This is a genomic window from Thiobacillus denitrificans, from assembly GCF_001530125.1.
In the GTDB taxonomy this organism is placed as follows: Bacteria; Pseudomonadota; Gammaproteobacteria; order Burkholderiales; family Thiobacillaceae; genus Thiobacillus; species Thiobacillus denitrificans_C.
In genome coordinates this window covers 74,670-97,911 of the sequence record NZ_LDUG01000016.1, presented here as the reverse complement: position 1 = coordinate 97,911, position 23,242 = coordinate 74,670, and the positions used below count along the sequence as shown (strand labels likewise).

General features: G+C 63.4%; 27 protein-coding genes. 5 read left to right on the top strand and 22 right to left on the bottom strand.

All coding sequences use genetic code 11. The features are described 5' to 3' along the window. Window positions 1-53 precede the first annotated feature (53 nt). The 6 genes from ABW22_RS04505 to ABW22_RS04480 all read right to left on the bottom strand — a co-directional run bounded on the left by ABW22_RS04505 (window position 54) and on the right by ABW22_RS04480 (window position 4,407). The gene (locus ABW22_RS04505) at window positions 54-647 is read right to left on the bottom strand and encodes an SCO family protein (protein WP_059752342.1); all 594 of its coding nucleotides are present in this window, start codon (window positions 645-647) and stop codon (window positions 54-56) included. Then, complete coding sequence (locus ABW22_RS04500; protein WP_059752339.1) at window positions 644-1,108, bottom strand: RrF2 family transcriptional regulator; 465 nt, start codon at window positions 1,106-1,108, stop codon at window positions 644-646. The genes ABW22_RS04505 and ABW22_RS04500 overlap by 4 nt, the downstream gene beginning before the upstream one ends. Before the next feature lie 83 nt (window positions 1,109-1,191). After that, window positions 1,192-2,088: a heme o synthase gene (gene cyoE / locus ABW22_RS04495; RefSeq protein ID WP_059752336.1), complete on the bottom strand. Its 897-nt coding sequence runs from the start codon at window positions 2,086-2,088 to the stop codon at window positions 1,192-1,194. A gap of 2 nt (window positions 2,089-2,090) precedes the next feature. Next, entirely contained in the window at window positions 2,091-3,074 is a 984-nt protein-coding gene (locus ABW22_RS04490; protein WP_059752444.1) for a COX15/CtaA family protein, read from the bottom strand. A gap of 2 nt (window positions 3,075-3,076) precedes the next feature. Further along, window positions 3,077-3,640 carry an SCO family protein gene (locus ABW22_RS04485; RefSeq protein ID WP_059752333.1) on the bottom strand — a complete coding sequence of 188 codons (564 nt, stop codon included), beginning with the start codon at window positions 3,638-3,640 and terminating at the stop codon, window positions 3,077-3,079. Between the two features lie 17 nt (window positions 3,641-3,657). Further along, complete coding sequence (locus tag ABW22_RS04480) at window positions 3,658-4,407, bottom strand: SURF1 family protein (RefSeq protein ID WP_059752331.1); 750 nt, start codon at window positions 4,405-4,407, stop codon at window positions 3,658-3,660. Window positions 4,408-4,455: 48 nt separating this feature from the next. Here ABW22_RS04480 and ABW22_RS04475 point away from each other — a divergent pair, with 48 nt between their 5' ends. After that, window positions 4,456-4,656 (top strand): twin transmembrane helix small protein, encoded by a 201-nt coding sequence (locus tag ABW22_RS04475; protein WP_059752328.1) that lies wholly within the window; start codon window positions 4,456-4,458, stop codon window positions 4,654-4,656. Window positions 4,657-4,739: 83 nt separating this feature from the next. Here the strand turns inward: ABW22_RS04475 and ABW22_RS04470 are convergent, their stop codons facing one another. The 12 genes from ABW22_RS04470 to ABW22_RS04415 all read right to left on the bottom strand — a co-directional run bounded on the left by ABW22_RS04470 (window position 4,740) and on the right by ABW22_RS04415 (window position 14,946). Next, window positions 4,740-5,606, bottom strand: coding sequence for a cytochrome c oxidase subunit 3 (locus ABW22_RS04470; protein ID WP_059752325.1), 867 nt, complete (start codon window positions 5,604-5,606; stop codon window positions 4,740-4,742). A 31-nt stretch (window positions 5,607-5,637) separates the two neighbouring features. Then, on the bottom strand, window positions 5,638-5,838 hold the full coding sequence (locus ABW22_RS04465; protein WP_059752322.1) for a DUF2970 domain-containing protein: 201 nt from the start codon (window positions 5,836-5,838) through the stop codon (window positions 5,638-5,640). Then, window positions 5,831-6,385: a cytochrome c oxidase assembly protein gene (locus tag ABW22_RS04460; RefSeq protein ID WP_059752319.1), complete on the bottom strand. Its 555-nt coding sequence runs from the start codon at window positions 6,383-6,385 to the stop codon at window positions 5,831-5,833. The genes ABW22_RS04465 and ABW22_RS04460 overlap by 8 nt, the downstream gene beginning before the upstream one ends. Before the next feature lie 118 nt (window positions 6,386-6,503). Further along, window positions 6,504-8,081 (bottom strand): cytochrome c oxidase subunit I, encoded by a 1,578-nt coding sequence (gene ctaD, locus ABW22_RS04455; RefSeq protein ID WP_059752317.1) that lies wholly within the window; start codon window positions 8,079-8,081, stop codon window positions 6,504-6,506. Between the two features lie 24 nt (window positions 8,082-8,105). Next, window positions 8,106-9,233: a cytochrome c oxidase subunit II gene (coxB, locus tag ABW22_RS04450; RefSeq protein WP_088178747.1), complete on the bottom strand. Its 1,128-nt coding sequence runs from the start codon at window positions 9,231-9,233 to the stop codon at window positions 8,106-8,108. A gap of 108 nt (window positions 9,234-9,341) precedes the next feature. Continuing rightward, window positions 9,342-9,827 carry a DUF2244 domain-containing protein gene (locus tag ABW22_RS04445; protein WP_059752315.1) on the bottom strand — a complete coding sequence of 162 codons (486 nt, stop codon included), beginning with the start codon at window positions 9,825-9,827 and terminating at the stop codon, window positions 9,342-9,344. A 114-nt stretch (window positions 9,828-9,941) separates the two neighbouring features. Further along, window positions 9,942-10,637 (bottom strand): dethiobiotin synthase, encoded by a 696-nt coding sequence (bioD, locus tag ABW22_RS04440; RefSeq protein ID WP_059752313.1) that lies wholly within the window; start codon window positions 10,635-10,637, stop codon window positions 9,942-9,944. Then, on the bottom strand, window positions 10,634-11,554 hold the full coding sequence (gene bioC, locus ABW22_RS04435) for a malonyl-ACP O-methyltransferase BioC (RefSeq protein WP_059752310.1): 921 nt from the start codon (window positions 11,552-11,554) through the stop codon (window positions 10,634-10,636). The genes bioD and bioC overlap by 4 nt, the downstream gene beginning before the upstream one ends. Then, entirely contained in the window at window positions 11,547-12,293 is a 747-nt protein-coding gene (gene bioH / locus ABW22_RS04430; RefSeq protein ID WP_059752308.1) for a pimeloyl-ACP methyl ester esterase BioH, read from the bottom strand. Before bioH ends, bioC begins: the two co-directional genes overlap by 8 nt. Beyond that, on the bottom strand, window positions 12,280-13,440 hold the full coding sequence (gene bioF, locus ABW22_RS04425) for an 8-amino-7-oxononanoate synthase (RefSeq protein ID WP_193393278.1): 1,161 nt from the start codon (window positions 13,438-13,440) through the stop codon (window positions 12,280-12,282). Before bioF ends, bioH begins: the two co-directional genes overlap by 14 nt. Continuing rightward, on the bottom strand, window positions 13,437-14,390 hold the full coding sequence (gene bioB, locus ABW22_RS04420; protein ID WP_059752306.1) for a biotin synthase BioB: 954 nt from the start codon (window positions 14,388-14,390) through the stop codon (window positions 13,437-13,439). Before bioB ends, bioF begins: the two co-directional genes overlap by 4 nt. Window positions 14,391-14,493: 103 nt before the next feature. Then, window positions 14,494-14,946 (bottom strand): hypothetical protein, encoded by a 453-nt coding sequence (locus ABW22_RS04415; protein WP_059752305.1) that lies wholly within the window; start codon window positions 14,944-14,946, stop codon window positions 14,494-14,496. Between the two features lie 54 nt (window positions 14,947-15,000). On the opposite strand from ABW22_RS04415, the gene ABW22_RS04410 reads away from it, so the two are divergent. Further along, entirely contained in the window at window positions 15,001-15,693 is a 693-nt protein-coding gene (locus ABW22_RS04410) for a ComF family protein (RefSeq protein WP_059752302.1), read from the top strand. Between the two features lie 152 nt (window positions 15,694-15,845). Here ABW22_RS04410 and ABW22_RS04405 read toward each other — a convergent pair whose 3' ends face one another. Together ABW22_RS04405 and aroB are read right to left on the bottom strand one after the other, a co-directional pair. Continuing rightward, window positions 15,846-16,973, bottom strand: coding sequence for a deoxyguanosinetriphosphate triphosphohydrolase (locus ABW22_RS04405; protein ID WP_059752300.1), 1,128 nt, complete (start codon window positions 16,971-16,973; stop codon window positions 15,846-15,848). Window positions 16,974-16,982: 9 nt separating this feature from the next. Continuing rightward, on the bottom strand, window positions 16,983-18,062 hold the full coding sequence (aroB, locus tag ABW22_RS04400; RefSeq protein ID WP_059752299.1) for a 3-dehydroquinate synthase: 1,080 nt from the start codon (window positions 18,060-18,062) through the stop codon (window positions 16,983-16,985). A 205-nt stretch (window positions 18,063-18,267) separates the two neighbouring features. On the opposite strand from aroB, the gene ABW22_RS04395 reads away from it, so the two are divergent. Then, window positions 18,268-19,236, top strand: coding sequence for a glycosyltransferase family 2 protein (locus ABW22_RS04395; RefSeq protein WP_082708514.1), 969 nt, complete (start codon window positions 18,268-18,270; stop codon window positions 19,234-19,236). A gap of 105 nt (window positions 19,237-19,341) precedes the next feature. On the opposite strand, the gene ABW22_RS04390 is transcribed toward ABW22_RS04395, so the two are convergent. Next, window positions 19,342-21,300 carry an ABC-F family ATP-binding cassette domain-containing protein gene (locus ABW22_RS04390; protein WP_059752297.1) on the bottom strand — a complete coding sequence of 653 codons (1,959 nt, stop codon included), beginning with the start codon at window positions 21,298-21,300 and terminating at the stop codon, window positions 19,342-19,344. A 274-nt stretch (window positions 21,301-21,574) separates the two neighbouring features. Between ABW22_RS04390 and ABW22_RS17715 the strand changes: the two genes are divergently transcribed. Together ABW22_RS17715 and ABW22_RS18245 are read left to right on the top strand one after the other, a co-directional pair. Continuing rightward, the gene (locus ABW22_RS17715; RefSeq protein ID WP_193393277.1) at window positions 21,575-21,727 is read left to right on the top strand and encodes a hypothetical protein; all 153 of its coding nucleotides are present in this window, start codon (window positions 21,575-21,577) and stop codon (window positions 21,725-21,727) included. A gap of 23 nt (window positions 21,728-21,750) precedes the next feature. Then, window positions 21,751-21,882 carry a hypothetical protein gene (locus tag ABW22_RS18245; RefSeq protein ID WP_269083894.1) on the top strand — a complete coding sequence of 44 codons (132 nt, stop codon included), beginning with the start codon at window positions 21,751-21,753 and terminating at the stop codon, window positions 21,880-21,882. Between the two features lie 3 nt (window positions 21,883-21,885). Here ABW22_RS18245 and ABW22_RS04380 read toward each other — a convergent pair whose 3' ends face one another. Then, a complete protein-coding gene (locus ABW22_RS04380; RefSeq protein WP_059752292.1) occupies window positions 21,886-23,172 on the bottom strand; it encodes an ATP-binding protein in 1,287 nt (428 codons plus the stop codon). Between the last annotated feature and the right edge of the window lie 70 nt (window positions 23,173-23,242).

The following is a 23,242-nucleotide window of genomic DNA, read 5'->3' as shown; positions in this document are numbered from 1 at the left end:
AACTGCGGGATTATAGGGCAGCCCGCCCCCGCACTGCAAGCTGAAAACCCTATTCAGGAGGGCGCCAACAGTGTTTTCAGGTCTTGCGCGATGGCATCCGGGCTACTGCCATAAGGCATGAGAAGCCGCAAATATCCTTGCGGATCATAAATATAGGTTCCGGCGCTGTGGTCGACCAAATAATCGTCCGCGCCCTTCACTGAAGTCTTTTGATAGACCACTTTGTACTCGTGTGCCAACTGCTTCAGCGTCTCTTCATCCGCGTACATCCCTAGAAAGCCCGGATTGAAGGCCGGCACGAACTGCTTCAGCAGATCCGGGGTGTCGCGCTGCGGATCCACCGTCACGAAAATCACCTGCACCCGCTCGGCCAGCGGTCCCAGCTGTTGCAGCGCAGCCGCGAAATCCGACAGTGTGGTGGGGCAGACATCGGGGCAATGGAGGTAGCCAAAGAAAACGGCCACGACTTTTCCTTTGAAATCCGCCAGGGTGCGCACCTGGCCATTGTGATCGGTCAGCCTGAAATCCCGCGCGAAGGCGGCGCCGGTGATGTCGGTCGCCTGAAATGACGGGGGCTGCGGGACAGGCTGGCAGCCGGCCAGGGTGAACGCAGCCATCGCGCAGGTTGCGAGGAGCCAGTCTTTCATGCCTTGGCCTGCTCGAACAACATCCCGGGAACGTCGGCCAGACGGTATTTGCCGGATTCAACCGCCTTCGCCAGTTTTTCCAGGGTGGTGTCCTGCAGCATGTCGATGATCTTTTTCTTCACCGGCACCCAGCGGAAATGCAGTGGACAGGCGGTTTCATCGCTGCATTTCTTCAACCCCAGCAAACAGCTCTCGGTGAACGCCGGGCCTTCGGTCAGCAGCAGGATCTGCATGAGGGTGATTTTGTGGCCCTCCTCGCGCAAGCAGAAACCGCCCAGACGGCCACGGAAGGAAAACAGCAGGTTGCCCTTGGCCAGCCCCTGCAGAATTTTGGCGAGGTACGGCGCGGGAACACCGAGTTGCGCGGCGATATCCTTGTTCAGCACGGGCGTCGCGCTCGACTGGGTGGCCATGTAGATCAGTGCCTGCACGGCATATTGACTGGTCCGGGAGAGGATCATCTCGTGTCCCTGCGAATGAATTGGACACAATATAAAACAATCCTGTCCGAATATCCAGTTAGAAGCTCAATTTCCCATTTAAATCAAATGGATATTGGATAGTAGTGATCTACCAGCATCACAGTGAACAGCAAGCTCAAATACCAGATGGAATAGCGGAAGGTTTCCTTCGCCAAGTCATCGCTGTACTGGCGGTGCAGGCGCCAGCCGTAGTGAATGAAACGGCCGCCCAGCAGCGCGGCGCCGACCAGGTAAATCCAGCCGCCCATGCCGGTGCCGACTGGCAGCATGGTCACCGCAAACAGCAGCAGCGTGTATAGCAGCACGTGCAGTCGAGTGTAGGCCTCGCCGTGGGTCACAGGCAGCATCGGCAGCCCGGCCTGTGCGTACTCCTCGCGCCGATAGAGCGCCAGCGCCCAGAAATGCGGCGGGGTCCAGGCAAAGATAATGAGGAACAGCAACAGCGCATCGTGATGGATTTCGCCTGTGGCCGCGACCCAGCCGAGCACCGGCGGCATCGCGCCGGAGGCGCCGCCGATGACGATGTTTTGCGGCGTGGCCGGCTTCAACACGGCTGTATAGATCACGGCATAGCCGACAAAGGTGGCCAGGGTGAGCCACATGGTGAGCGGATTGACAAAGACGTTCAGCAGATACAGCCCCAGGCCGCCGACCACCCCGGAAAACACCAGCGTCTGCGTGTTGGTCAGTTCGCCACGCGGTAGCGGCCGCGCGCGCGTGCGCGCCATCGTGGCGTCGATTTTCTGCTCGATCAGGCAATTGAATGCCGCGGCCGCGCCAGCTACCAGCGCGATCCCCAGTGTGCCGGCCCACAGCACGTTCCAGGCCGGCCAGCCGGGCACAGCGAGAAACATGCCGATGACCGCGGTGAACACGATCAGACTGACCACCCGCAGCTTGCACAGTGCCAGGAACTGCTGGCAGCGACAGGCCGCCCCCTGAAACATCAAGGATTCCATGCTCATCTCCTGCGTACCCGATAGTTCAGCCACACCAAGCTGGCCAGCAACAGCGCCGCGCCGCCGTTATGGGCCACCGCCAGCGCCAACGGCAGGCTCAACAGCACATTGCCGATTCCCAGCGCAACCTGCAGCATTAGCAGCCCGCCTATGACCATCCCCATGCCGGCATACCCCGGCGTCCGCAGCAGCCGCAGCAACAGCCAGCCCAAATATACGGTGACGATCAGTGCCATGACGCGATGCACCCAGTGGATTGCCGTCAGCGCGGCCATCGGCAGCAAATCTCCGGCAGCGGTCTCGCCGAGTTCGCGATGCAGGGTAAAGCTGTGTTCGAAATCCATCGGCGGCATCCACACGCCCTGGCACAGCGGGAAATCGGTACAGGCCAGCGCCGCGTAGTTGCTGCTCACCCAGCCACCCAGCGCGATTTGCGCGATAACAAGCACCAGTCCAAGTGTTGCACTGGCGCGCAGATGGTCAACTCGAGCGAAATAAACATGACTGGCCTGGCCGCGTTCGCGCAACCACAGCCAGAGCAGGATGGACAAGGTAGCCATGCCCCCCAGCAGGTGCGCGGTGACCACCAATGGCTTGAGCAATTGGGTGACCGTCCACATCCCCAGCAGCGCTTGAAACACGATCAGCCCCAGCAGCAGCATGGGCAAGCCGGGGCCGCCGGCCGTTTCGCGGCGCCCGCGCCAGCCCAGCGCCGCAATCCCCAACACCAGCAGCCCCAGCGTTCCCGCCGCGTAACGGTGCACCATTTCCTTCCACGCCTTGGCGTGTGACACCGGGCCGTCAGGACGCTCGGCGAGTTCGGCATCGATGTGCTCGGCCGCATGCAGCGGCGTGATCTTGCCATAGCAGCCGGGCCAGTCGGGGCAGCCCAGACCAGCGTCGGACAAGCGCACATAGGCGCCCAGGCTCACCACGACCAGCGTGAGAACCAAAGCAGCCAGAATCAGGTTTCGGTACTGAGTCATCATCAGCCGATCTGGGAGGCTTTAAGTAACAACTTGAGGTCTTTCATCATGCGCTTGGGATCCGGCTTGACAGGAAAACGCAGCATCAGGTTGCCGAGTGGATCGACCAGATAGATATGTCCGGCACGGCCATCCCCGGCGGGAAACTGCTCGACAAAGGTGGCATCCGCCGGCCGCCACACGTGCAGGCCGGGATAATCCTGCAACAGGGCCGGGTCGGCCGCGCCGGCATCGGTCAACACCCACAAGCGCTCGATGCGCGACTGCTCCTTGCCCTGCGTGATCCGTATCTGGCGCATCAGGTACAGCTGCTGTGCGCAGTCGGCATCGCAGCGTGCCGGGCCGACATGCACCATCAGCCACTTGCCCTGCAGCGACGCCAGATCAAGCGGCGCGCCATCGTGCTTCGCACCGGCCGTCTGCTGCAGCGGGGTCACTTTGAGCAGGTCGCCGTAATTGGTATGTCCGGCCGGGCGCCAGCCAAAAAAGGCCAGATACGCTGCCGCCACCGGCACCACAAATACGCCTAACAACAACAGAAATTTACTACGCGGGGTCAATTGCATGGGTCTACGATATTGATTCAAAGCTTGGAATTCACGTCGCCGTCACGGCAACGCCTGACGTTCATTATCAGCCACAACACCGTCAGTGTCGCCGCCAAACTGTACCACTGGACGGCATAGCTGACATGGGTACTGACCCCGCTATCGGGCCGTGGCCAGTTCCGCTGCAAGTTGTCGGCCTGGCTGCTGGTCTGCAGCAGCAACACCGGTTGCAGCCTCAGCCCGGTGGTCGCCGCATAGCGCGCAAAATCGAGGTTCTGCCAAACGCGTCCCTGCGGCGCGGTCGGCGCCAGTTCGACGTAGCGCGTATACGGGTTGACCGCCATGCCCTCCAGCCGCACCACGCCTGCCGGCGTCGGCGGCACCGGCACCTGATCGCGCGTGCGCCCGGCCGCCACCCAGCCACGATTGACCAGAATGGCGAGCCCCCCCCCATTGATCCGCAGCGGCGTCAGCACGTGATACCCCGCCACGCCGTCCAGCACCCGGTTGTCGAGCAGGATGGTGTGCGCGTCGTCGAACACACCTTCGACCTCCAGTTTGCGATACAGCACGCTGTCGCGATCGAGCAGCGTGTTGCCGACATGGATGGGGGCGTCGCCAACCGCCGCATCGTAACGCGCCTGCAGGGCACGCTTGGTATCGGCGCGCTCGCTTTGCCAGTTGCCAAGCCACAACGTCAGCACAAAGAAAAACAGCGCCGCCAGCGTGGGCCACAGGGTGGGGGAAAACACCCACCTCCCGACACGCAGCTTCAGCAAGTGCATGAGCCCAGCAATCCGGTTAGACTGGAATTTTGCCGAGAGACCCTTTTCATGCGCATTGCTGCCCTGCTGTTTATCGTCTTCATCCTCGCCAGTCTCGCCAGCGCCCTTTACTACCTTATCAAGGACAAGGGCCAATCCGACCGCGTCGTCAAAATGCTGACCGTGCGGGTCGCGCTCTCCCTCGTCCTGTTTGTCCTGCTGATGGGCGGCTACTACTTCGGCTTCATCCCGCATAGCGGGCTGCGCTAAGCGCCCCCACCGCAACAAAAAGCCGCGCTGTACGCGGCTTTTTGTTTGACCCGGCGCCGCACGGCCAACGGATTGGCAGCAGACTAGATCAACCAGTAAACCACGACAAACAAAATCACCCACACCACGTCGACAAAGTGCCAGTACCACGACACTGCCTCGAAGGCAAAATGATGCTCTGCGGTGAAGTGGCCGGCGATCGAGCGCAGCAGCATCACGATCAGCATCGTTGTCCCGACCAGCACGTGAAAACCGTGAAAACCGGTCAACATGAAAAAAGTGGCGCCGTAAACGCCCGCACCCAGTGTCAGGCCCATTTCCGTATAGGCGTGGATGTATTCATACACCTGCAAGCCGAGGAAGACCACGCCCAGGGCCACCGTCATCGCCAGGCCGAGAATCAGCTGCGTGCGGTTGCTCTTTTTCAACCCCCAGTGCGCCCAGGTGATGGTAACCCCCGAGCTCAGCAGCAGCAGGGTGTTGATCGCTGGAATGCCCCAGGCCCCCATCGGCGTGAAGTCGAATCCATCCTGTGTCAGTCCAGGCCCTGCGGTCGGCCAGGTGGCCTGAAAGCCCTCCCACAGCAGACTGCCCGTTTCGGCGTCCGCCAGCCAGGGCACCGACAACACCCGTGTATAGAATAGCGCGCCGAAAAAGGCGGCGAAGAACATCACCTCGGAAAAGATGAACCAGCTCATCGACCAGCGAAACGAGGCGTCGACCTGCTTGTTGTAGCGTCCGGCCTCGCTGTCGCGAATCACTTCGCCGAACCAGCCGAACATCATGTAGAACAGGATCGCCACCCCAGCGAGAAGCACCCAGCCTCCGTTGTCGATCTCGCGCATGGTCATGACGCCGCCCACCGCCATCAATAGCAGTGCGACCGAGCCTATAATCGGCCAGAGCGAAGGTTGCGGCAGATAATACTTATCGGTTTGTGCCAGGCTCATCTCATCCCCTCTTTCTTGTTTGTTAGATCGTTCACTTCACGAACTTCATCAGCAGATACACCAGCAACAATATCGTCAACACGAAAACCGCACCGCCGATCAGTCCGGCGATGACAATCTGTGCTGGCGTCAGGTTTTGCGCATCGGCATCATAATCACGCCGCTTGCGCACGCCCAAAAAACTCCAGAATACCGCCAAGGCCGCCTTGAGATTGCCACCGCCCTCAGCCATGCGGCGGCCCCTTCTGCAAACCCATCGTTTGTGCCTTCGTCCCAATATTGAAGAATGTGTACGACAGCGTCACGGTATGGACATCCCTGTCCATCGCCGGATCCAGCAAGAACAGTACCGGCATGCGACGGGATTCGCCCGCCGCCAGGGTTTGCGGGGTAAAGCAAAAACACTCAATCTTCTTGAAGAATGCTGCTGCGCGTGCCGGACCGTAGCTCGGCACCGCCTGGCCCACGATGGGCGCATCGCTGGTGTTGACCACCTCGTATTCCACCTGCACCAGTTGGCCCGGGTGCACCCTCAGGCTGCGCACCTCGGGCTTGAAGCGCCACGGCAACGCTTCGTTGATGTTGGCGTCGAACTCCAGCGTGACCCAGCGGCTGGTATCGACCTGGGTGTTTTTCGCCAGACTTTGCTCGGCGCCGGAATTGATCCCGGTCACCTCGCAAATCTTGTAATAAAACGGCACCAGGGCGAATCCAAACCCGAACATGCCAATCGTCACCACGATGAGCTTGGTCAGGGTTTTGGCGTTGCCAACGGCCATGCTTATTTCAGCCCGCTATACAGGGTGAAAACAAACAGGCCGATGACAAGTACCGCCAGAATGGCTGCCGTGCGGTATTTGCCGTTGCGCTTGTCCGTCATGCCTGCCAGGCCCCCGCTCATTTCACCACCGGCGCGGTTTCAAAGGTGTGATACGGCGCGGGCGACGGCAGCGTCCACTCCAGCCCTTCCGCACCCTCCCATACCTGATCGGTCGCCTTGGCGCCGCCCTTGACCGTCTTCAGCACGAGCACCAGGAAAATCAGCTGCGAGAAGCCGAAGATGAAGGCTCCGACGGTGGCAATCTGGTTGAACTCGGTGAACTGCAGCGCGTAGTCGGGAATGCGGCGCGGCATGCCGGCCAGACCGAGGAAGTGCATCGGGAAGAACAGAATGTTCATGCCGATGACCGACATCCAGAAGTGCCACTTGCCCAGCGTTTCGTTGTACATGTGGCCAGTCCACTTCGGCAGCCAGTAGTAGATGCCGGCGAAGATGGAGAATAGCGCGCCGGAAACCAGCACGTAGTGGAAGTGTGCCACCACGTAGTAGGTGTCTTGCAACTGGATATCGACCGGCGCGATCGCCAGCACCAGGCCGGAGAAGCCGCCAATCGTAAACAGGCAGACAAAGGCGATAGCGAACAGCATCGGTGTTTCGAAGGTCAGCGAGCCCCGCCACATCGTGGCCACCCAGTTAAATATCTTCACGCCGGTCGGCACCGCGATCAACATGGTCGAGAACATGAAGAACAATTGCGCGGCGGCAGGCATGCCCACTGAAAACATATGGTGCGCCCACACGGTGAACGACAGGATCGCGATGGAAGCCGTCGCATACACCATCGACGCGTAACCGAACAACGGCTTGCGTGCGAAGGTCGGGATGATGCTGGACACGATTCCGAACGCGGGCAGGATCAGGATGTAGACCTCGGGATGGCCGAAGAACCAGAAGATGTGCTGGAACATCACCGGGTCGCCGCCACCGGCCGCGTTGAAGAAATGGGTACCGAAGTTGCGGTCGGTCAGCAACATGGTCACCGCACCCGCCAATACCGGCATGGTGGCGAGCAGCAGGTAGGCGGTGATCAGCCAGGTCCACACGAACAGCGGCATCTTCATCAGTGTGAGGCCGGGCGCGCGCATGTTGAGGATGGTGGTGACGATGTTGATCGAACCCATGATCGACGACAGACCCAGGATGTGGACCGCCAGAATCGTCAGGTCGTAGGAAATGCCGCCCTGGATGAACAGCGGCGGATACATCGTCCAGCCACCCGCCACTGCACCGCCGGGCAACAGGAAGGACGAGATCAGCAGGATACCTGCCACGGGCAGCAGCCAGAACGCCCAGTTGTTCATGCGTGGAAACGCCATGTCGGGCGCGCCGATCATCAGCGGCACCTGCCAGTTCGCAAACCCTGAAAAGGCCGGCATGATCGCGCCGAAAATCATGATCAGCCCGTGCATCGTGGTGAGCTGGTTGAAGAAATCCGGGTTGGTGAGTTGCATACCGGGCTGGAATAGCTCGGCGCGAATCAGCAGCGCCATGGTGCCTGCCGAAAACAGCATGATGAGCGCGAACCACAGGTACATCGTGCCGATGTCCTTGTGGTTGGTGGTAGTCAGCCAGCGCATGATCCCGCTGGGATGGCCGTGGCCGTGATCGTCGTGGGCGTGTACAGCATCAGACATCGTGTGCTCTCCTCTTTATATTGTTTACTGCGCAGCGGGTGCGGCGGCTTCACCGGCGGCCCCACCCCGTGCGGCGGCAATCTGGGCAGGCTGCGCCAGGTCACCCGTCTTGTTGTCCCACGTATTGCGCTGGTAGGTCACGACAGCGGCGATGTCGGCGTCGGACAACTGACCGGCGAACGCTGCCATCGCTGTACCGGGGCGACCGTTCAGGATCACATTGATATGATCGGCAATCGGCCCGGTGGCGATCTTGGACCCACTGATTGCCGGAAACACACCGGGCAGACCCTTGCCGTCGGCCTGATGGCAGGCGGCGCAGTTGGCTTGGTAGACCGTCTCGCCGCGTGCAATCAGTTCCGCCGCGTCGAAGGTCCGGGTGTTGTCGGCCGCTGCGCTGGCCGCAGCGCCTTTCTTCTTCTCGACCCAGACCTTGTAGTCCTCTTCCGACACCACCTCGACCACGATCGGCATGAAGCCATGATCCTTGCCGCACAGTTCGGCGCACTGGCCACGATAGGTGCCGATCCTGTCAGCCTTGAACCAGCTGTCGCGGATGAAACCAGGAATCGCGTCCTGCTTGACACTCAGCGCAGGCACCCACCAGGAATGGATCACATCGTTGGCGGTAATCAGCAGGCGCACCCGTTTGCCGACCGGTACCACCATCGGCTCATCGACTTCGAGCAGATAATGCTCGCCCTTTTCGGCGGTACCGACGATCTGTTCGCGCGGGGTGGAAAGGTTGCTGTAAAAGCTGATGTCGTCGTTGAGGTAGTCGTAACTCCACTTCCACTGAAAGCCCGTTATTTTGACGGTCATGTCAGGGTTGGTCGTGTCCTTCATGTCGATCACCACCCTGGCCGCCGGATAGGCCATACCCATCAGGATCACGAAGGGAATCACCGTCCAGATAATTTCGACCGTGGTGTTTTCGTGGAAATTCGCAGCCTTGTGGCCGAGCGACTTGCGGTGCTTCAGCAGCGAATAGAACATCGCACTGAAGACCACTACGAAGATCCCCAGGCACACCAGCATGATGAGGTTGTGCAGATCGAACACATCCTGCGCCACCTGACTCGCCGGTGTTTGCAGGTTGTATGCGTAGTCTGCCAGCGTCGATTGGCTGAACGCCAGCGCTGCTCCCATCATTCCTACACGTTGCCACTTGCTTTTCATCGCGTCCCCCGTCCTCTCGTCCCCATTATTGGTGTCGTTGCGGCGTGTGTTGCGGTTAACCCTGCAACCTGCTGCGCTTCGTTATTCTTGCAACCTGCTGCGTAGCGTGGCGGCCAGCTGTAGCCGCGCCTCGTCATTCAGATACTTCCCAACTTCCGTTGCGTGACCATGCGAACAGAGGCTGAGACGGCAATTCCTGCCCGGCGTCCTGCAGTTGCATACCACACGCGCCCACTGGCGATTCAGTTCCCGACGCTCTCCCTGGTTACCGCAATGCCATTCCAGCACCACCACATCGCCTTCGATCTTGAGGGTTTCGTAATCCCCCTCACGACTGCGCAAAACCTTGAATGCCCAGGCCAGCAAGCCGATCTCCAGGCCGGCAAATGGCAGGGGCAGCCAGTAACCCATCAGGGCAAAACCGGTCGCCATCGCAAAACACAGTGCCGCCAGGCTCCAGAACACGAGCCGTTCCTGGGGGCGGGTCAGCGAATGGTTGGGGCGAGATTGGAATACAAACGCGCCTGCTAACTCACCCGCACAGTCTTCCGTATTCACCTGTCCCATATCTGGAATCGAGGAAACCGAGTGCGGCAATATGTCGCAGACAATAGCACGACGCCACACGCCAGAACAAGCAGTACGATCGTATTAGCTTATTGATTTGTTTATTAAATATCGTTATTTAAGACTATTTAAATATACCAATTCTTCAGGCAACGTCAGCCATTGCAGCACCGCTACTGAAGCAAGTTCTTCATGAAGAAACTCCTGCACACCCAGACACGAACCGGGCAGCCGCGCGCGCAGCGCGGCCACATTTTCGACCTGGCGGGCCATCGCCGGGTCGACGTGGTTGCCCACCCAGCCGGCCCACGGCAACTGGCGCTGTGCAATCGACTCTGCCGTCAGCAGCGCATGGTTGAGGCAGCCGAGACGCAGCCCGACCACGAGCACGACGGGCAGGCCCAGTCGCTGTGCCAGGTCCGCCATGTCGTCGCGCGCATTCAAGGGCACGCGCCAGCCGCCTGCACCTTCGACCACCACCACGTCGGCGGCGGCGGCGAGCCGGGAATACGCCGCGGCAATGACCTCCAGTTCGATCCGCACGCCGGCCTGCTGCGCGGCGATATGCGGCGCAACCGGCTCGGCAAAGGCATAGGGATTCACATCACGCAGGTCGGCTGCCACGTTGGCCGCCTGCAGCAGCGCCGCCACATCCTCGTTCAACTCGCCCGGCGCGTGGCCTGCCGCCACCGGCTTCATCGCCGCCACGCGCAGGCCGCGCGCGCGCAGCGCATGAATCAGCGCCACCGCCACCTGCGTCTTGCCGACGCCGGTATCGGTGCCGGTGACAAACAGGCCGCGCGCACTCATGCCAGTCCCAGCTTGCGGCGGCGCGCGCCGATGTTGAACTCGATCACCTGGCGCCCGTCTTCGCGCCGCGTCTTGTCGCCTGACCACGCATGGCCGTAGATCACTTCGAAGGTGGCCGGCAGACGGCCTTCGATCCGATGCAGCGCATACGCCTGTTCCAGTCGCGCCCACGCCGACTTGCCGAGCAGGCCACGCCGCCGGGTCGTTGCCGCGTTGTGCGCACCGATGCCCTTGAGATCACGCATCAGGGTTTTGAGATCGGCGTAAGTCAGCGTCAGTATTTCCATTTCCATCACCGGGCTGGCGAACCCGGCGTGGATGAGCATGTCACCGATGTCGTGCAGGTCGATGAAGCGATTGACATGTGGCGCGTCGTCGATGGACCTGAAGGCCGCGCGCAACTCCTTCAGCGTGTCGGGTCCGAAGGTGGCGAACATCAGCAGGCCGCCAGGCGCCAGCACTTGGTGAAAGCCTTTGAGGGTGGCCTCGAGATCATGCGCCCACTGCAGCGCCAGGCTGGACCAGACGAGGTTCATGCTGTTGGGCGCCAGCGGCAGCCGCGCCATGTCGGCGCACACCAGATGGGTGGCGCGCGCAGAAGCCGGAGCCAGGCGCGACCGCGCACGCTGCGCCCAGCCCGGCTGCGGCAGGCGCGCACGCGCGGCGGAGAGCATGGCCGGTGCGATGTCGAGGGCGCTGAGTTCGGCCTCCGCATAGCGCGCGCGCAAGTGCGCCAGGCCATAGCCGGTGCCGCTGCCGACATCGAGCACACGGCCCGGCTGCAGGGTCATGAAATCAAGCCGCTCGAGCAGGCGGTCGCACACCTCGCGCTGCAGTACCGCGTGCGCATCGTAGCTGGCGGCGGCATGGTCGAAGGCGCGCCGCACTTCGGCGAAATCGAGTTCGGATTCAGTCATGGGCAAAGCGTCCGATCGCAGCAGCCACCTCTTTCCCGTGCGACAGGTGCGGCGCATGCGCGGCACGGGAAAACTCGATGTGCTGCGCAGCGGGCAAGGTCTCGGCCAACCAGGCGCCCGCTGCCGGCGGCGTCAGCGTGTCGAGCGCGCCATGCAGCACCAGGGTCGGTTGCATCAGCTGCGGCAGTTCCGCGCGCAGGTCGGTGTCGCGCAATATCGCCAGTCCGCTCGCCAGCGCCTCGCGGCTCGGTTCGGGCATAGTCAGGAGCGTCTGCCGCAACGGCTGCAGCATTGCCTTCTGCCCGCTCATGCCGCGCGTCTGCAGGCTCAGGAAGCGCAGCAGCGTGGCCTGCGGATCGGCCAGCAGTGCGGCGCCGAAGTCCTGCAGGTCGGCAGGCGCCATGCCGCGCTGCCAGTCTTCTGTCGCGACGAACTTCGGGGTCGACGCCAGCAGGATCAGGCGCGTGACTTTGCGAGGGTGATCGAGCGCCGCGCGCATTGCCACCTGACCGCCGAGCGACCAGCCAAGCAGGGTGGCATTGTCCGGCAACCGTTGCGCCAGGTCGTCCGCCCAGCCGTGCAGGGTGTTGTCGGCCAGCGCATCACGCCCTCCGTGGCCCGGCAGGTCAAACACGCACACCTCGAAATCGTCCGCCAGCAGATCGGCCAGTGCGTCGAACACGCGGGCATTCATGCCCCAGCCGTGCACCAGCGCGAGGATGGATTTAGGCGACGACATGCAGGGCCTCGACGAGTTGTGCGACATCGTCGGCGCTGTGCGCGGCCGACAGGGTGATGCGCAGCCGCGCAGTATTGATGGGCACCGTCGGCGTGCGGATCGCGGGCACCAGCAGGCCGCGCTGCAGCAAGGCCTGCGACAGCCGCACCGCATCCGCGTTGGCGCCGATCAGCAGCGGCTGGATCGGCGTTGCGGACGGCATCAGCGAGCCGAGCCTGAGTCCGGCCAGCCCCTGGCGCAGCTGCGCGATGTGGCTGCGCAGGCGCTCGCGTCGCGCGTCACCCGCCTCGATCTGGCGCAGGCTCTCCAGCAGGCACGCGGCCAGCAGCGGCGGCGAGGCGGTAGTGTAGATGTAGGGCCGCGCTTTCTGGATCAGCCAGTCGATCACACTGGCGTGCGCGGCCACCGCGGCGCCCGCCACGCCGGCGGCCTTGCCGAGTGTGGCCAGATAAATCACGCGGTCGCTGGCGCGGGCGCGATCGGTCATGCCGCCGCGGCCGTCGTTCAGCACGCCGAAACCGTGCGCGTCGTCGAGGTACAGCCAGGCGTCGTAACGTTCGGCCAGGTCGAGCAGCGCGTCGACCGGCGCAATGTCGCCGTCCATGCTGAACACCAAGTCGGTGGCGATGATTTTGTCCTGCGCCGTGCTGGCCGCCAGTTGGCCTTCGAGCTGCACCAGGTCGTTGTGGCGATAGCGGGTGAGGCTTGCGCCGGACAGCTGCGCGGCATCGACCAGCGAGGCGTGATTGAGTTTGTCGCCGAACAGTTCGCCTTGGCGGCTGACCAGCGTGGTCAGCACGCCGAGGTTGGCCAGGTAGCCGGTGGAAAACAGCAATGCCGCCGGCTTGCCGACGAAGCGCGCGAAGGCGGCCTCGAAGTCGTGATGAAAACGGTGGTGGCCGGTGATGAGATGCGCGGCGCCCGCGCCGACGCCGCACGCATCGAGCGCGACATGCGCGGCGGCAACCAGCGCCGGCTCGGCAGCAAGGCCGAGATAGTCATTGCTGCAGAAGGAAACGACGCGCTGGCCGTCGATCGTTACGTGGGCGCCCTGCGCACCGTCGAGCAGGCGACGCCGCCGTTCCAGATGGTCGGCCTTCAGCGCCTCCAGCCCCTGCTGCAGGCGGGTCAGCGCAGCAAAACTCACAACGCGGTCAGGCCCAGCGTGTCGAACAGGCGCTGGTCGCGTTCCCATTCCGGGTTGCCGGTGGTGAGCAGCTTCTCGCCGTAGAAAATCGAGTTGGCGCCGGCAAGAAAACACAGCGCCTGCACCGCGTCGCTCATCTGCTGGCGGCCGGCCGACAGGCGCACGAAGCTCTTCGGCATGGACAGCCGCGCCACCGCGATGGTGCGCACGAATTCCAGCGGGTCGAGCGCCTCGGTGCCGGCCAACGGCGTACCTTCGACCTGCACCAAGAGGTTGATCGGCACCGATTCCGGCTGCGGATCGAGGCTCGCCAGCTGCGCGATCAGGCCGGCGCGCTGGGTGCGCGATTCTCCCATGCCGACGATGCCGCCGCAGCACACGTGCAGGTCGGCGTGGCGCACGCGCTCCAGGGTGTCGAGGCGATCCTGGTACTGGCGGGTGGTGATGACGTCGCCGTAGAACTCTGGCGCGGTGTCGAGGTTGTGGTTGTAATAGTCGAGCCCGGCCTCTTTCAGCTGCTCGGCCTGGCCGTCTTTCAGCATGCCCAGCGTGGCGCAGGTTTCCAGCCCCAGCGCGCGCACTTCGCGCACCATGTCGAGCACCGGTTCGAGGTCGCGCTGCTTCGGTCCGCGCCAGGCGGCGCCCATGCAGAAGCGCGAGGCACCGGCGGCCTTGGCGGCACGGGCGGCAACCAGCACATCGTCCAGATTGAGCAGGCCCTGGTTTTCCACCCCGGCGTCGTAGCGCGCCGACTGCGGGCAGTAGCCGCAATCCTCGGAGCAGCCGCCGGTCTTGATCGACAGCAGAGTCGACAGCTGCACGCGGTTGGGGTCGAAGTGCGCGCGGTGAACGGTTTGCGCCTGATACATCAGGTCGGCAAAGGGCAAGGCGAACAGGGCCTCGATCTCGGCCATGGAAAGCCTGCTGGCGGGTTGAGTCATGTCATTCATTAATTGTCGCCTTGTAAAGTCATCAAGTTATGCAAACGCCTTACGGCGACTGGAGCGATTCGCGGACGTGCGCATCCCGCTGCGCGGGAACCCTGCTTACTGCTCATAGCTCCACCTCGATGGTCATGTCCTGCCACGGTTCGCGCGCGGCCTTGTAAATATCAAACAGCGCCCACGGCACGATAATCAATACCGCCAGCCCCAGCACCAGCATCAGCCCCTGCCAGCCATCGAGCAGGCCGTAGATCGCCGGGCCGATCACCATCAGGCTGCCCATCACGCCGTAAAAGCGGTAGCCTGCCCACTTGTTGTAATGCGCCGCGCGCGGGTTGGGGTGATGGGCGATACCGGCGTAGACAAAAATCGACGCGCCCAGCCAGAGCATCACCGGCGGCAGCGACAGCACGAAAGGCAAAAAACCGATTTTGTGGCTGGCGAGCAGCTTGCCCAACAGCAACGCGGTCAGCGAAATCAGCAACGCCACGACGGTAAGAATGTTGAACAACTGGGCGGCAAAGCGGGAGGATGAGGCGGAAATGACGCGTTTTACTTTCATGGCCCGGATTTTCGGGGGCGGCGGCGCCTCTGTCAAATTTGGACGACCCCTAAATTGAACATCAGGTCAATTTTTAAGCAGGTCTTCCCCTTCACCTGCCTGCTGTGCGGCGCGAAATCGGGCACCGGCCACCTATGTGGGGCCTGCCTGGCCGACCTGCCCTGGCACCGCCTGCCGCAGTGCCCGCAGTGCGCCATCCCCACGCCAGACGGCCAGGTATGTGGCGCCTGCCTCAAGCACCCGCCCGCGTTCGACCGCACCCGCGCCGCGCTGGCCTATTCGTTTCCGCTCGACCGCCTGATCCCGCGCCTGAAATACAACGGCCAGCTCGCCATCGCGCCGGCACTGGGGAACTGTCTTGCGGACGCCGTGGCATCCGGCCCCAGCCCGGACTGCCTGATCCCCATGCCGCTGCATGCGCGCCGCATCCGCGAGCGCGGCTTCAATCACGCCACCGAAATCGCACGAACGGTGGCGAGGCAGCTCGGCCTGCCGCTCGACCTCGACAGCTGCCAGCGCATCCGCGACACCCCGCCGCAAATGGGCCTGAAACACGATGCGCGGCGGCGCAATGTGCGCGGCGCATTCATCTGCACCGGCGACGTTCGGGGGAAACGCATCGCGCTGATCGACGACGTAATGACCACCGGAACCAGTCTTGATGAACTGGCCGCGACGCTGAAGCAAGCCGGCGCACTGGAAGTGAGTTGCTGGGTGGTCGCGCGCACGCTGGCGCCGGGGGATTGAGTGCGAAATCGCGGCGAGGGCGCCGGTGCGTGGTTGTTGCCGCTTCAGCGGCTTACAACCACGGCCTCCCCCTTGCGGGTGCTCCTACGGCAGCGGCACGCGCGCGACCCATGTAGGAGGCCCACCCCCGGGCCAAATGCCGGCGGGGACGCTCAGCCGTAGATTTCTTCCACCGCGAAAATCCGCCGGTGTTCGCGCATGGCATAGCGGTCGGTCATGCCAGCGATGTAATCGGACACGGCGCGTGCGCCCTCCAGCGATTCGTGCGCCTGGTGCTCGGGCGGCAACAGGCGGGCATCGCCGATAAACGCGGTGTAGAGATCGGTGATGATGCGCCCCGCCTTGCTGCTCATGCGCGCCACCTTGAAATGGCGGTACAGATGATGCATCAGGAAGCGCTTGAGTTCGCGGTGCTCGTCGAGCAGCGCGGGGCTGAAGGCTGCCAGCGGCGGCGCGGCACGCACCTCGTCCAGGGTCTGCACGCCGCTGCGCTCGATGTTCATCCGCGTGGTGTTCACCAGATCGAGGACCAGCGTGTTGATAATACGGCGCACGGTTTCGGTGACCACACGGCGGCCAGTCAGCGCCGGGTATTTGGCGCGGACTTCATTCAGGTGGCGGGCAAAGATCGCCACTTCGCTCAACTGTTCCCGCGTGATCAGGCCAGAGCGCAGGCCGTCGTCGACATCGTGGTTGTTGTAGGCGATCTCGTCGGCCAGGTTGGCGATCTGCGCTTCCAGCGAAGGCTGCTGCTTGTTCAAAAAGCGCTCGCCGACGTCGCCGAGCTTTTCGGCATTGATGAGCGAACAATGCTTGAGGATGCCCTCGCGCGCCTCGAACGTGAGATTCAAGCCATCGAATTCGGCATAGCGCTCTTCCAACAGATCCACCACCCGCAGCGACTGCAGGTTGTGCTCGAAACCGCCGTGCTCGCGCATGCAGGCGTTCAGCGCGTCCTGCCCGGCGTGGCCGAACGGCGTGTGGCCAAGGTCGTGCGCCAGCGCCACCGCTTCCACCAGGTCTTCGTTCAGGGCCAGCAGGCGGGCAATGGTGCGGGCGATCTGCGCCACTTCGAGGCTGTGGGTGAGCCGGGTGCGAAACAGGTCGCCCTCGTGGTTGACGAACACCTGGGTCTTGTATTCCAGCCGCCGGAACGCGGCGGAATGGATGATGCGGTCGCGGTCGCGCTGGAACTCGGAGCGCGGCGTGGCGGGGGCTTCTGAGTAGTGCCGCCCACGGGTCTGGGCAGAGTGCGCGGCGTAGGGCGCAAGCGAATCCATAACGCTCCTTTAGTGTGGCGCGGTGAGCACGCCGGTCAGCACATCGGCCGGCACGTCGCCGGTGATCACCGCTACGCCCAGCTTTTTCAGCAGCACGAAGCGCATTTTTCCGCCCTCGACTTTCTTGTCGTGGCCCATGTATTCGAGCCAGGTGTCGACGCCCAGATCGGGCGCCACGTCCGGCAAGCCGGCGGCACGGATCAGCGCGCGGGTGCGCGCGACGTCCGCATCGCTGAGCCAGCCCAGCCGACGCGAGGTTTCCGCCGCCATCACCATGCCGGCCGCCACCGCCTCGCCGTGCAGCCAGTTGCCGTAGCCCATGCCGGTCTCGATCGCATGGCCGAAAGTGTGCCCCAGGTTGAGAATCGCGCGGATGCCGCCTTCGCGCTCGTCCTGCCCCACCACCTGCGCCTTGATCTCGCACGAGCGGTGAATCGCATGGGTGATCGCCACCGGGTCGAGCGCGCGCAGCTTGTCCATGTTGGCTTCCAGCCAGGAGAGGAATTCAACGTCCCAGATCAGGCCGTACTTGATCACCTCGGCCAGCCCCGCCGACAGTTCGCGCGCAGGCAGGGTCTTCAGCGTGTCGGTATCGGCCAGCACCACCTTCGGCTGATAGAACGCGCCGATCATGTTCTTGCCGAGCGGATGATTGATCCCGGTCTTGCCCCCCACCGACGAATCGACCTGCGACAAGAGCGTGGTGGGAATCTGGATGAAGGGCACCCCGCGCTGGTAGCTCGCCGCGGCAAACCCGGCCATGTCGCCGATCACCCCGCCGCCCAAGGCGATCAAGGTGGTCTTGCGCTCGGCGCGCTGGGTCAGCAGCGCATCGAAAATCAGGTTCAGCGTTTCCCAGTTCTTGTAGGCCTCGCCATCGGGCAATATCACTTGCGTGGCCGCCACCCCACCGGCTTCCAGCGTCGCCGTCAGCCGCGCCAGATACAGCGGCGCCACCGTGGTGTTGGTCACGATCATCACCCGTTTTTGTGCCAGATGCGGCAGGATCAGTTCGGCCTGATTCAACAGGCCAGCACCGATATGGATGGGGTAGGAGCGGTCGCCAAGGTCGACAGTGAGGGTTTGCATGGGGAAGCCGGGGGAGTGAGCGTATCGGCCGATTGTAACCAAAGCCGCTGGGGTATTGCGGCACATTCGGCCCGAGGCGGGCCGCCCACGCGCCGGGCAGCCGCTTTGCATCCCGGCCGACTCAACCCATAATCCGTTCATGGACACGATCGGTCGGCCTGAACGGGCGAACCCAAACGGGCAAGTAATCGGACAGAACCCCCCCATGGACAACTTTGACCCCGCACTGATTTCCGTCGTCATGCCCTGCCACAACGCTGCGCCCTATGTGGACGAAGCGATTGAAAGCGTGCTCGGGCAAAGCTATCCCCAGTTCGAACTCATCGTGGTGGACGACGGCTCGACCGATGGCTCGACCGATATCCTGCAACGGTTGGCGGCTGATCACCCCGAGCGCATCAAGCTGGTCTACCAGACCCGCAGCGGCCCCTTTGTCGCGCGTAATACAGCGCTCGCCCACGCCAACGGCAACTTCATCGCCTTTCTCGACGCCGACGACGCCTGGCATCCCGACGCCCTCCGTCTGCTGCACGACGCGCTCGAAGCCGATAACGCCGATATCGCCTATTGCGGCTGGCAGGATATCGGCGAGGCCGCCACCGACCCGGCCCCGAAAATCCTGCCCATCCTCGACGCCGGCGAAGCGGCCAGCCATTTTCTCGAACACGGCCCGTGGCCGATCAACAGCGTGCTGATCCGTCGCCCCCTCATCGACGAACTGCGCGGATTTTCCGAGCGCACCCCCACCGCCATGGACTACGACCTGTGGCTGCGGATGCTCGCGCGCCAGCCCCGGCTTGCGCGGGTTGCGGACGTGCTGGCGTTTCACCGCAGCCACCCCCACGGCAACACCCGCATCCCGCGCTGGCGGCAGGTGTTCGATGCCGTCGCCGTGCGCCGCGATTTCGCCCGCCATCATCCCGAGTTCGTTGCCCGCATCCCCTCCGCCCGCCTCAACGAACTGATCTACGATCCCCTGCTGCACGAAGCCTATCGCTGCCACTGGCGCAACGACACCGAATCCGCCCGCCGCCTGTTCCGCCGCGCCTTCCGCAAGGCCGACTGGAAAGCCGGCGATCTCAAGCACCTCGTCGCCAGCCTGCTCCCCGCCCCGCTCTATCGCAACCTCGTCGACACCGTCACCCGCCGCCGCAGCGCCCGTATCGGCGACTGAGTGGCATAACAAGAAAGGGCCATGAAAGGCCTCGGGCTGGGTGGATGAGTCCGCACTTTTTGCTGCATAGCGGCTGCTTGCGTAGATAAGGAAAACCCGATGCGCCTAGGCGCTCGTCCCCGCCAGCGCCTCGATCTGCTCCGACAACTCCAGCCACTTCCCTTCCTCGCGCGCCAGTTCCTCGTTGACGTGCTGCAACTGCCCGCCGGTTTCGGTAATCGCCTCGACCGTCAGCGTCCCGGCCAGACGCGCTTCGAGCGCAGCCTTTTCCGCATGAAGCGCGGCCATGCTCTTGTCGAGTTTTTCCAGTGACTGCCTGAGCGGTTTGAGCTTGCCACCCGGCACCGAACGCTTCTCAGCCACGGGCGGTGGCGCCGGTTTGGGCGGCTCGACTGCCTTGCCGGCCTCTTTCAGGCTTTCGCGCAGCCGCTTGCCCTCGTCCAGCAGATAGCGCTGGTAGTCGTCCAGATCGCCGTCGAACGGCTCGACGCCGCCGCGCGTGACCAGCCAGAATTCGTCGCACACGGATCGCAGCAGGGCACGGTCGTGGCTGACCAGCATCACGGTGCCCTCGAATTCGTTCAGCGCCATCGCCAGCGCCTCGCGCGTGGCCAGGTCAAGGTGGTTGGTCGGTTCGTCCAGCAGCAGCAGATTGGGCCGCTGCCACACGATCATGCACAGCACCAGGCGCGCCTTTTCGCCGCCGCTCATGGTGCCGACCGCCTGCTTGACCATGTCGCCGTTGAAGTTGAAGGTGCCGAGAAAGGTGCGCAGATCCTGCTCGCGGCTGCTGAACTGGCCGGCGCCGCCGTTGGCGATGGTGTCGCGCGCGAGGCGGATCATGTGTTCCAGCGGGGTGTCGGCGGGGCGCAGGACGTCGAGTTCCTGCTGCGCGAAATAGCCGATGTTGAGGCCGCGCCCCTCGATCACTTCGCCTGCGACCACCGGCAGGGTGCGCGCGACCGTCTTCACCAGCGTCGATTTACCCTGGCCATTGGCGCCGAGGATGCCGATGCGCTGCCCGGCAAACACCGATTTACTGACGTGCTGCACGATCACCGTCGACGGGGTGCCGGGTGGCGCATTGGCAGGCGGCGGGTAGCCAAAGCTGGCGTCGTCGATCGACAGCATGGGGTTGGGCAGGTTGAGCGGCTCCTTGAATTCGAAGGTGAACTCCGCATTCGCCAGCATCGGCGCCAGGCGCTCCATCCGATCCAGCGCCTTGACCCGGCTTTGCGCCTGCTTGGCCTTGCTGGCCTTGGCCTTGAAGCGGTTGATGAACTCCTGCAGGTGGGCGATCTTGTCCTGCTGTTTGGAAAACGCCGCCTGCTGCAGCGCCATCTGCTCGGCGCGCATGTCCTCGAAGGTGCTGTAGTTGCCGCCGTAGCGGGTGAGCTGGCCGTTTTCGATGTGGATCGTGACATTGGTCACCGCATCGAGAAACTCGCGGTCATGGCTGATCACCAGCATGGTGCCGGGATATTTCTTGAGCCAGGCCTCCAGCCACACCAGCGCGTCCAGATCGAGGTGGTTGGTGGGTTCGTCGAGCAGCAGCAGTTCCGACGGGCACATCAGCGCGCGCGCCAGCTGTAACCTCATGCGCCAGCCGCCGGAAAAGCTGTTGACCGGCTGGTTCAGCTCGCGCACCTGAAAACCCAGCCCGAGAATCAGCGACTGCGCGCGCGACTGCGCGTCGTGCGCGCCGGCGTCGTACAGCGCCATGTAGGCGTGCGCCATGCGCTCGCCGTCGTCGCTGGCCTCGGCGGCGGTCACCTCGGCCTGCGCCGCGGCCAGTTGGGTGTCGCCGGCGATGACGAAATCTGTCGCAGGCTCATCCGTCTCCGGCATGTCCTGCGCCACCTGGGCCATGCGCCACTGCGACGGCACGGAAAAGTCGCCGCGGTCTTCGTGCAGGGTGCCGTTCAGCAGCGCGAACAGGCTGGACTTGCCGGCGCCGTTGCGCCCCACCAGGCCAACCTTTTCACTGGGGTTGATCGATACCGACGCGTTGTCGAGCAGGACCTTGGCGCTACGCCGCAGGCTGAGATTCTTGAGGATGATCATGCAAAAGATGCAGCGCGCAGGACACGCACCGCCAAAACCGAAAGCAGGATTCTACCCTGTCGGTCAAGTTCGCCCGCCCAGGATGTCGACTGTTTGCCGCTTCGACACAGATTGACGGCTTTCCGTCAGTTCGCGCAACCGCCCCAATCGGTCCGTTCAAGTTATATCGGGCAACCCATTGTTTTGTTGGTTTATTTTTTCGTCGCCCGGCCATCGCCCGGTTGGCACAGGCATTGCGGGTATTCAGGCATACCCCCTCACCCAGGAGCGCATCATGAAACTGCAATTCGGCCAAAACCAACTGGTTCTCGAACTCAGCGCCTCGCCTTTCGCCTGGTTTCACGGCCAGACCGAGCGCATGAGCCTCACCAGCCTGTCGCTGCTGTTCGTGCAATTTTCCCTGTTTGCCCGCCAGCCTGCGCTCTGATGCAACTGGGTCGAGCCACCAGTGTGAGCATCAATCTGACCAGCTCGCCGCTGGGGTTTTTCAGCGGCAGCACCTGCCGCATGTCGATGTTCAGCCTGACCCTGCTGTTCGTCGAATTCCGGGTGCTGCGGCGCAGCCCCCCGCATTGCGCGTAAACCCTAGCGGGGAATTTCCAGCGCCGCCTCCAGGCCGCCCGTCGCACGATTTTTCAGCGACACCTTCCAGCCGTTTGTTTCCGCCAGCTGGCGCACGATCGCCAGCCCCAGCCCGGTTCCCCCCGTGGCCTGCGAGCGCGAGGTTTCCAGCCGGTAAAATGGCCTGAACACCTTTTCCAGCTGATCGTCCGGGATCCCGGCGCCGGCATCGCGCACGATCACCTGCACCAACGTGTCCGAACATTCCAAAGCCAGTTCGACCGGCGTGCCGCCGCCGTAATGCTGCGCATTCTGGATCAGGTTGGACACGATACGCCGCACCGCCAGCCGGCCCGCCTCGACCGCGCACGGCGCCGCGCACGGCCACGGCAGGCCCGCATCGGCCGCCACCTCTTCCAGCAAATCCGCCAGATCGAAGCGCACCTTCGGTTCAGCCTGGGTGGTGCGCGCCAGCGCCAGATAACCGGTTATCAGCTTGTTCATGTCGGCCAGATCGGCCACCGCGCGGTCGATGCGCGCCGGGTTGGCGTCGTCGCGCAACATTTCCAGATTCAGCTGCAGGCGCGTCATCGGCGTGCGCAGGTCGTGCGAGATCCCGGCCAGCAAGGTGGTACGGTTATCCAGCAGTTCGCGCACTTCGGCCGCCATGGTGTTGAAACGACGGGCGAGTTCGGCGAGTTCGGCAGGGCCGGTTTCCGGCAAGGACTCGGGCAACTCGCCCGCACCCACCTGGCTGGCCGCCTGGGCCGCACGCGCCAGCGGCACGGTGATGCGGCGCACCAGAAACAGGGCGGTCAGCAAACTGAGAAAAGCACCGACCGCAACGACTGCGATCGCGGCCAGCGGCGGCTTGACGGCATAGCGGTCGGGGAAAAATCCGACCCGCAGGTCGTGCCCGCCGACCGGGATATCCAGCCACGCCGCTGTTTTATTCGGCACCCCGCGCAATACGACCGCATCGCCCACCCGGCGGCTCAACGCGGCTTCGATCTGGCTGCGGAACGCAAAATTCGGCGCATCCGCGATGGCCCCGACATCGACGGTGGTCAGGCGCAGGCCGTGACGGCGCGCCAGCTCTTGCTCAAACGCCGCACGCGTCTCGGGCGGCAGTTCCACCCAGGTTTGCGCCGACAGCACAACCAGGCCGGCCAGGTCGTCGGCCGAGCGCTCCGCCACCGGGACGATCAGGGTGCGATACACCACCCAGAACGCCGCCACCTGGAACACGATGAAAGCCAGCGCCAGCGTCAGCGCGGTGCGGGCGAACAGCGAGCGGGTAATGGATTTCATGGCTGCCCCCATTCCATTTCAAAACCGGAAAGATCGCGAAGGCAAGCCGAAGACAGTACAAACATTACGG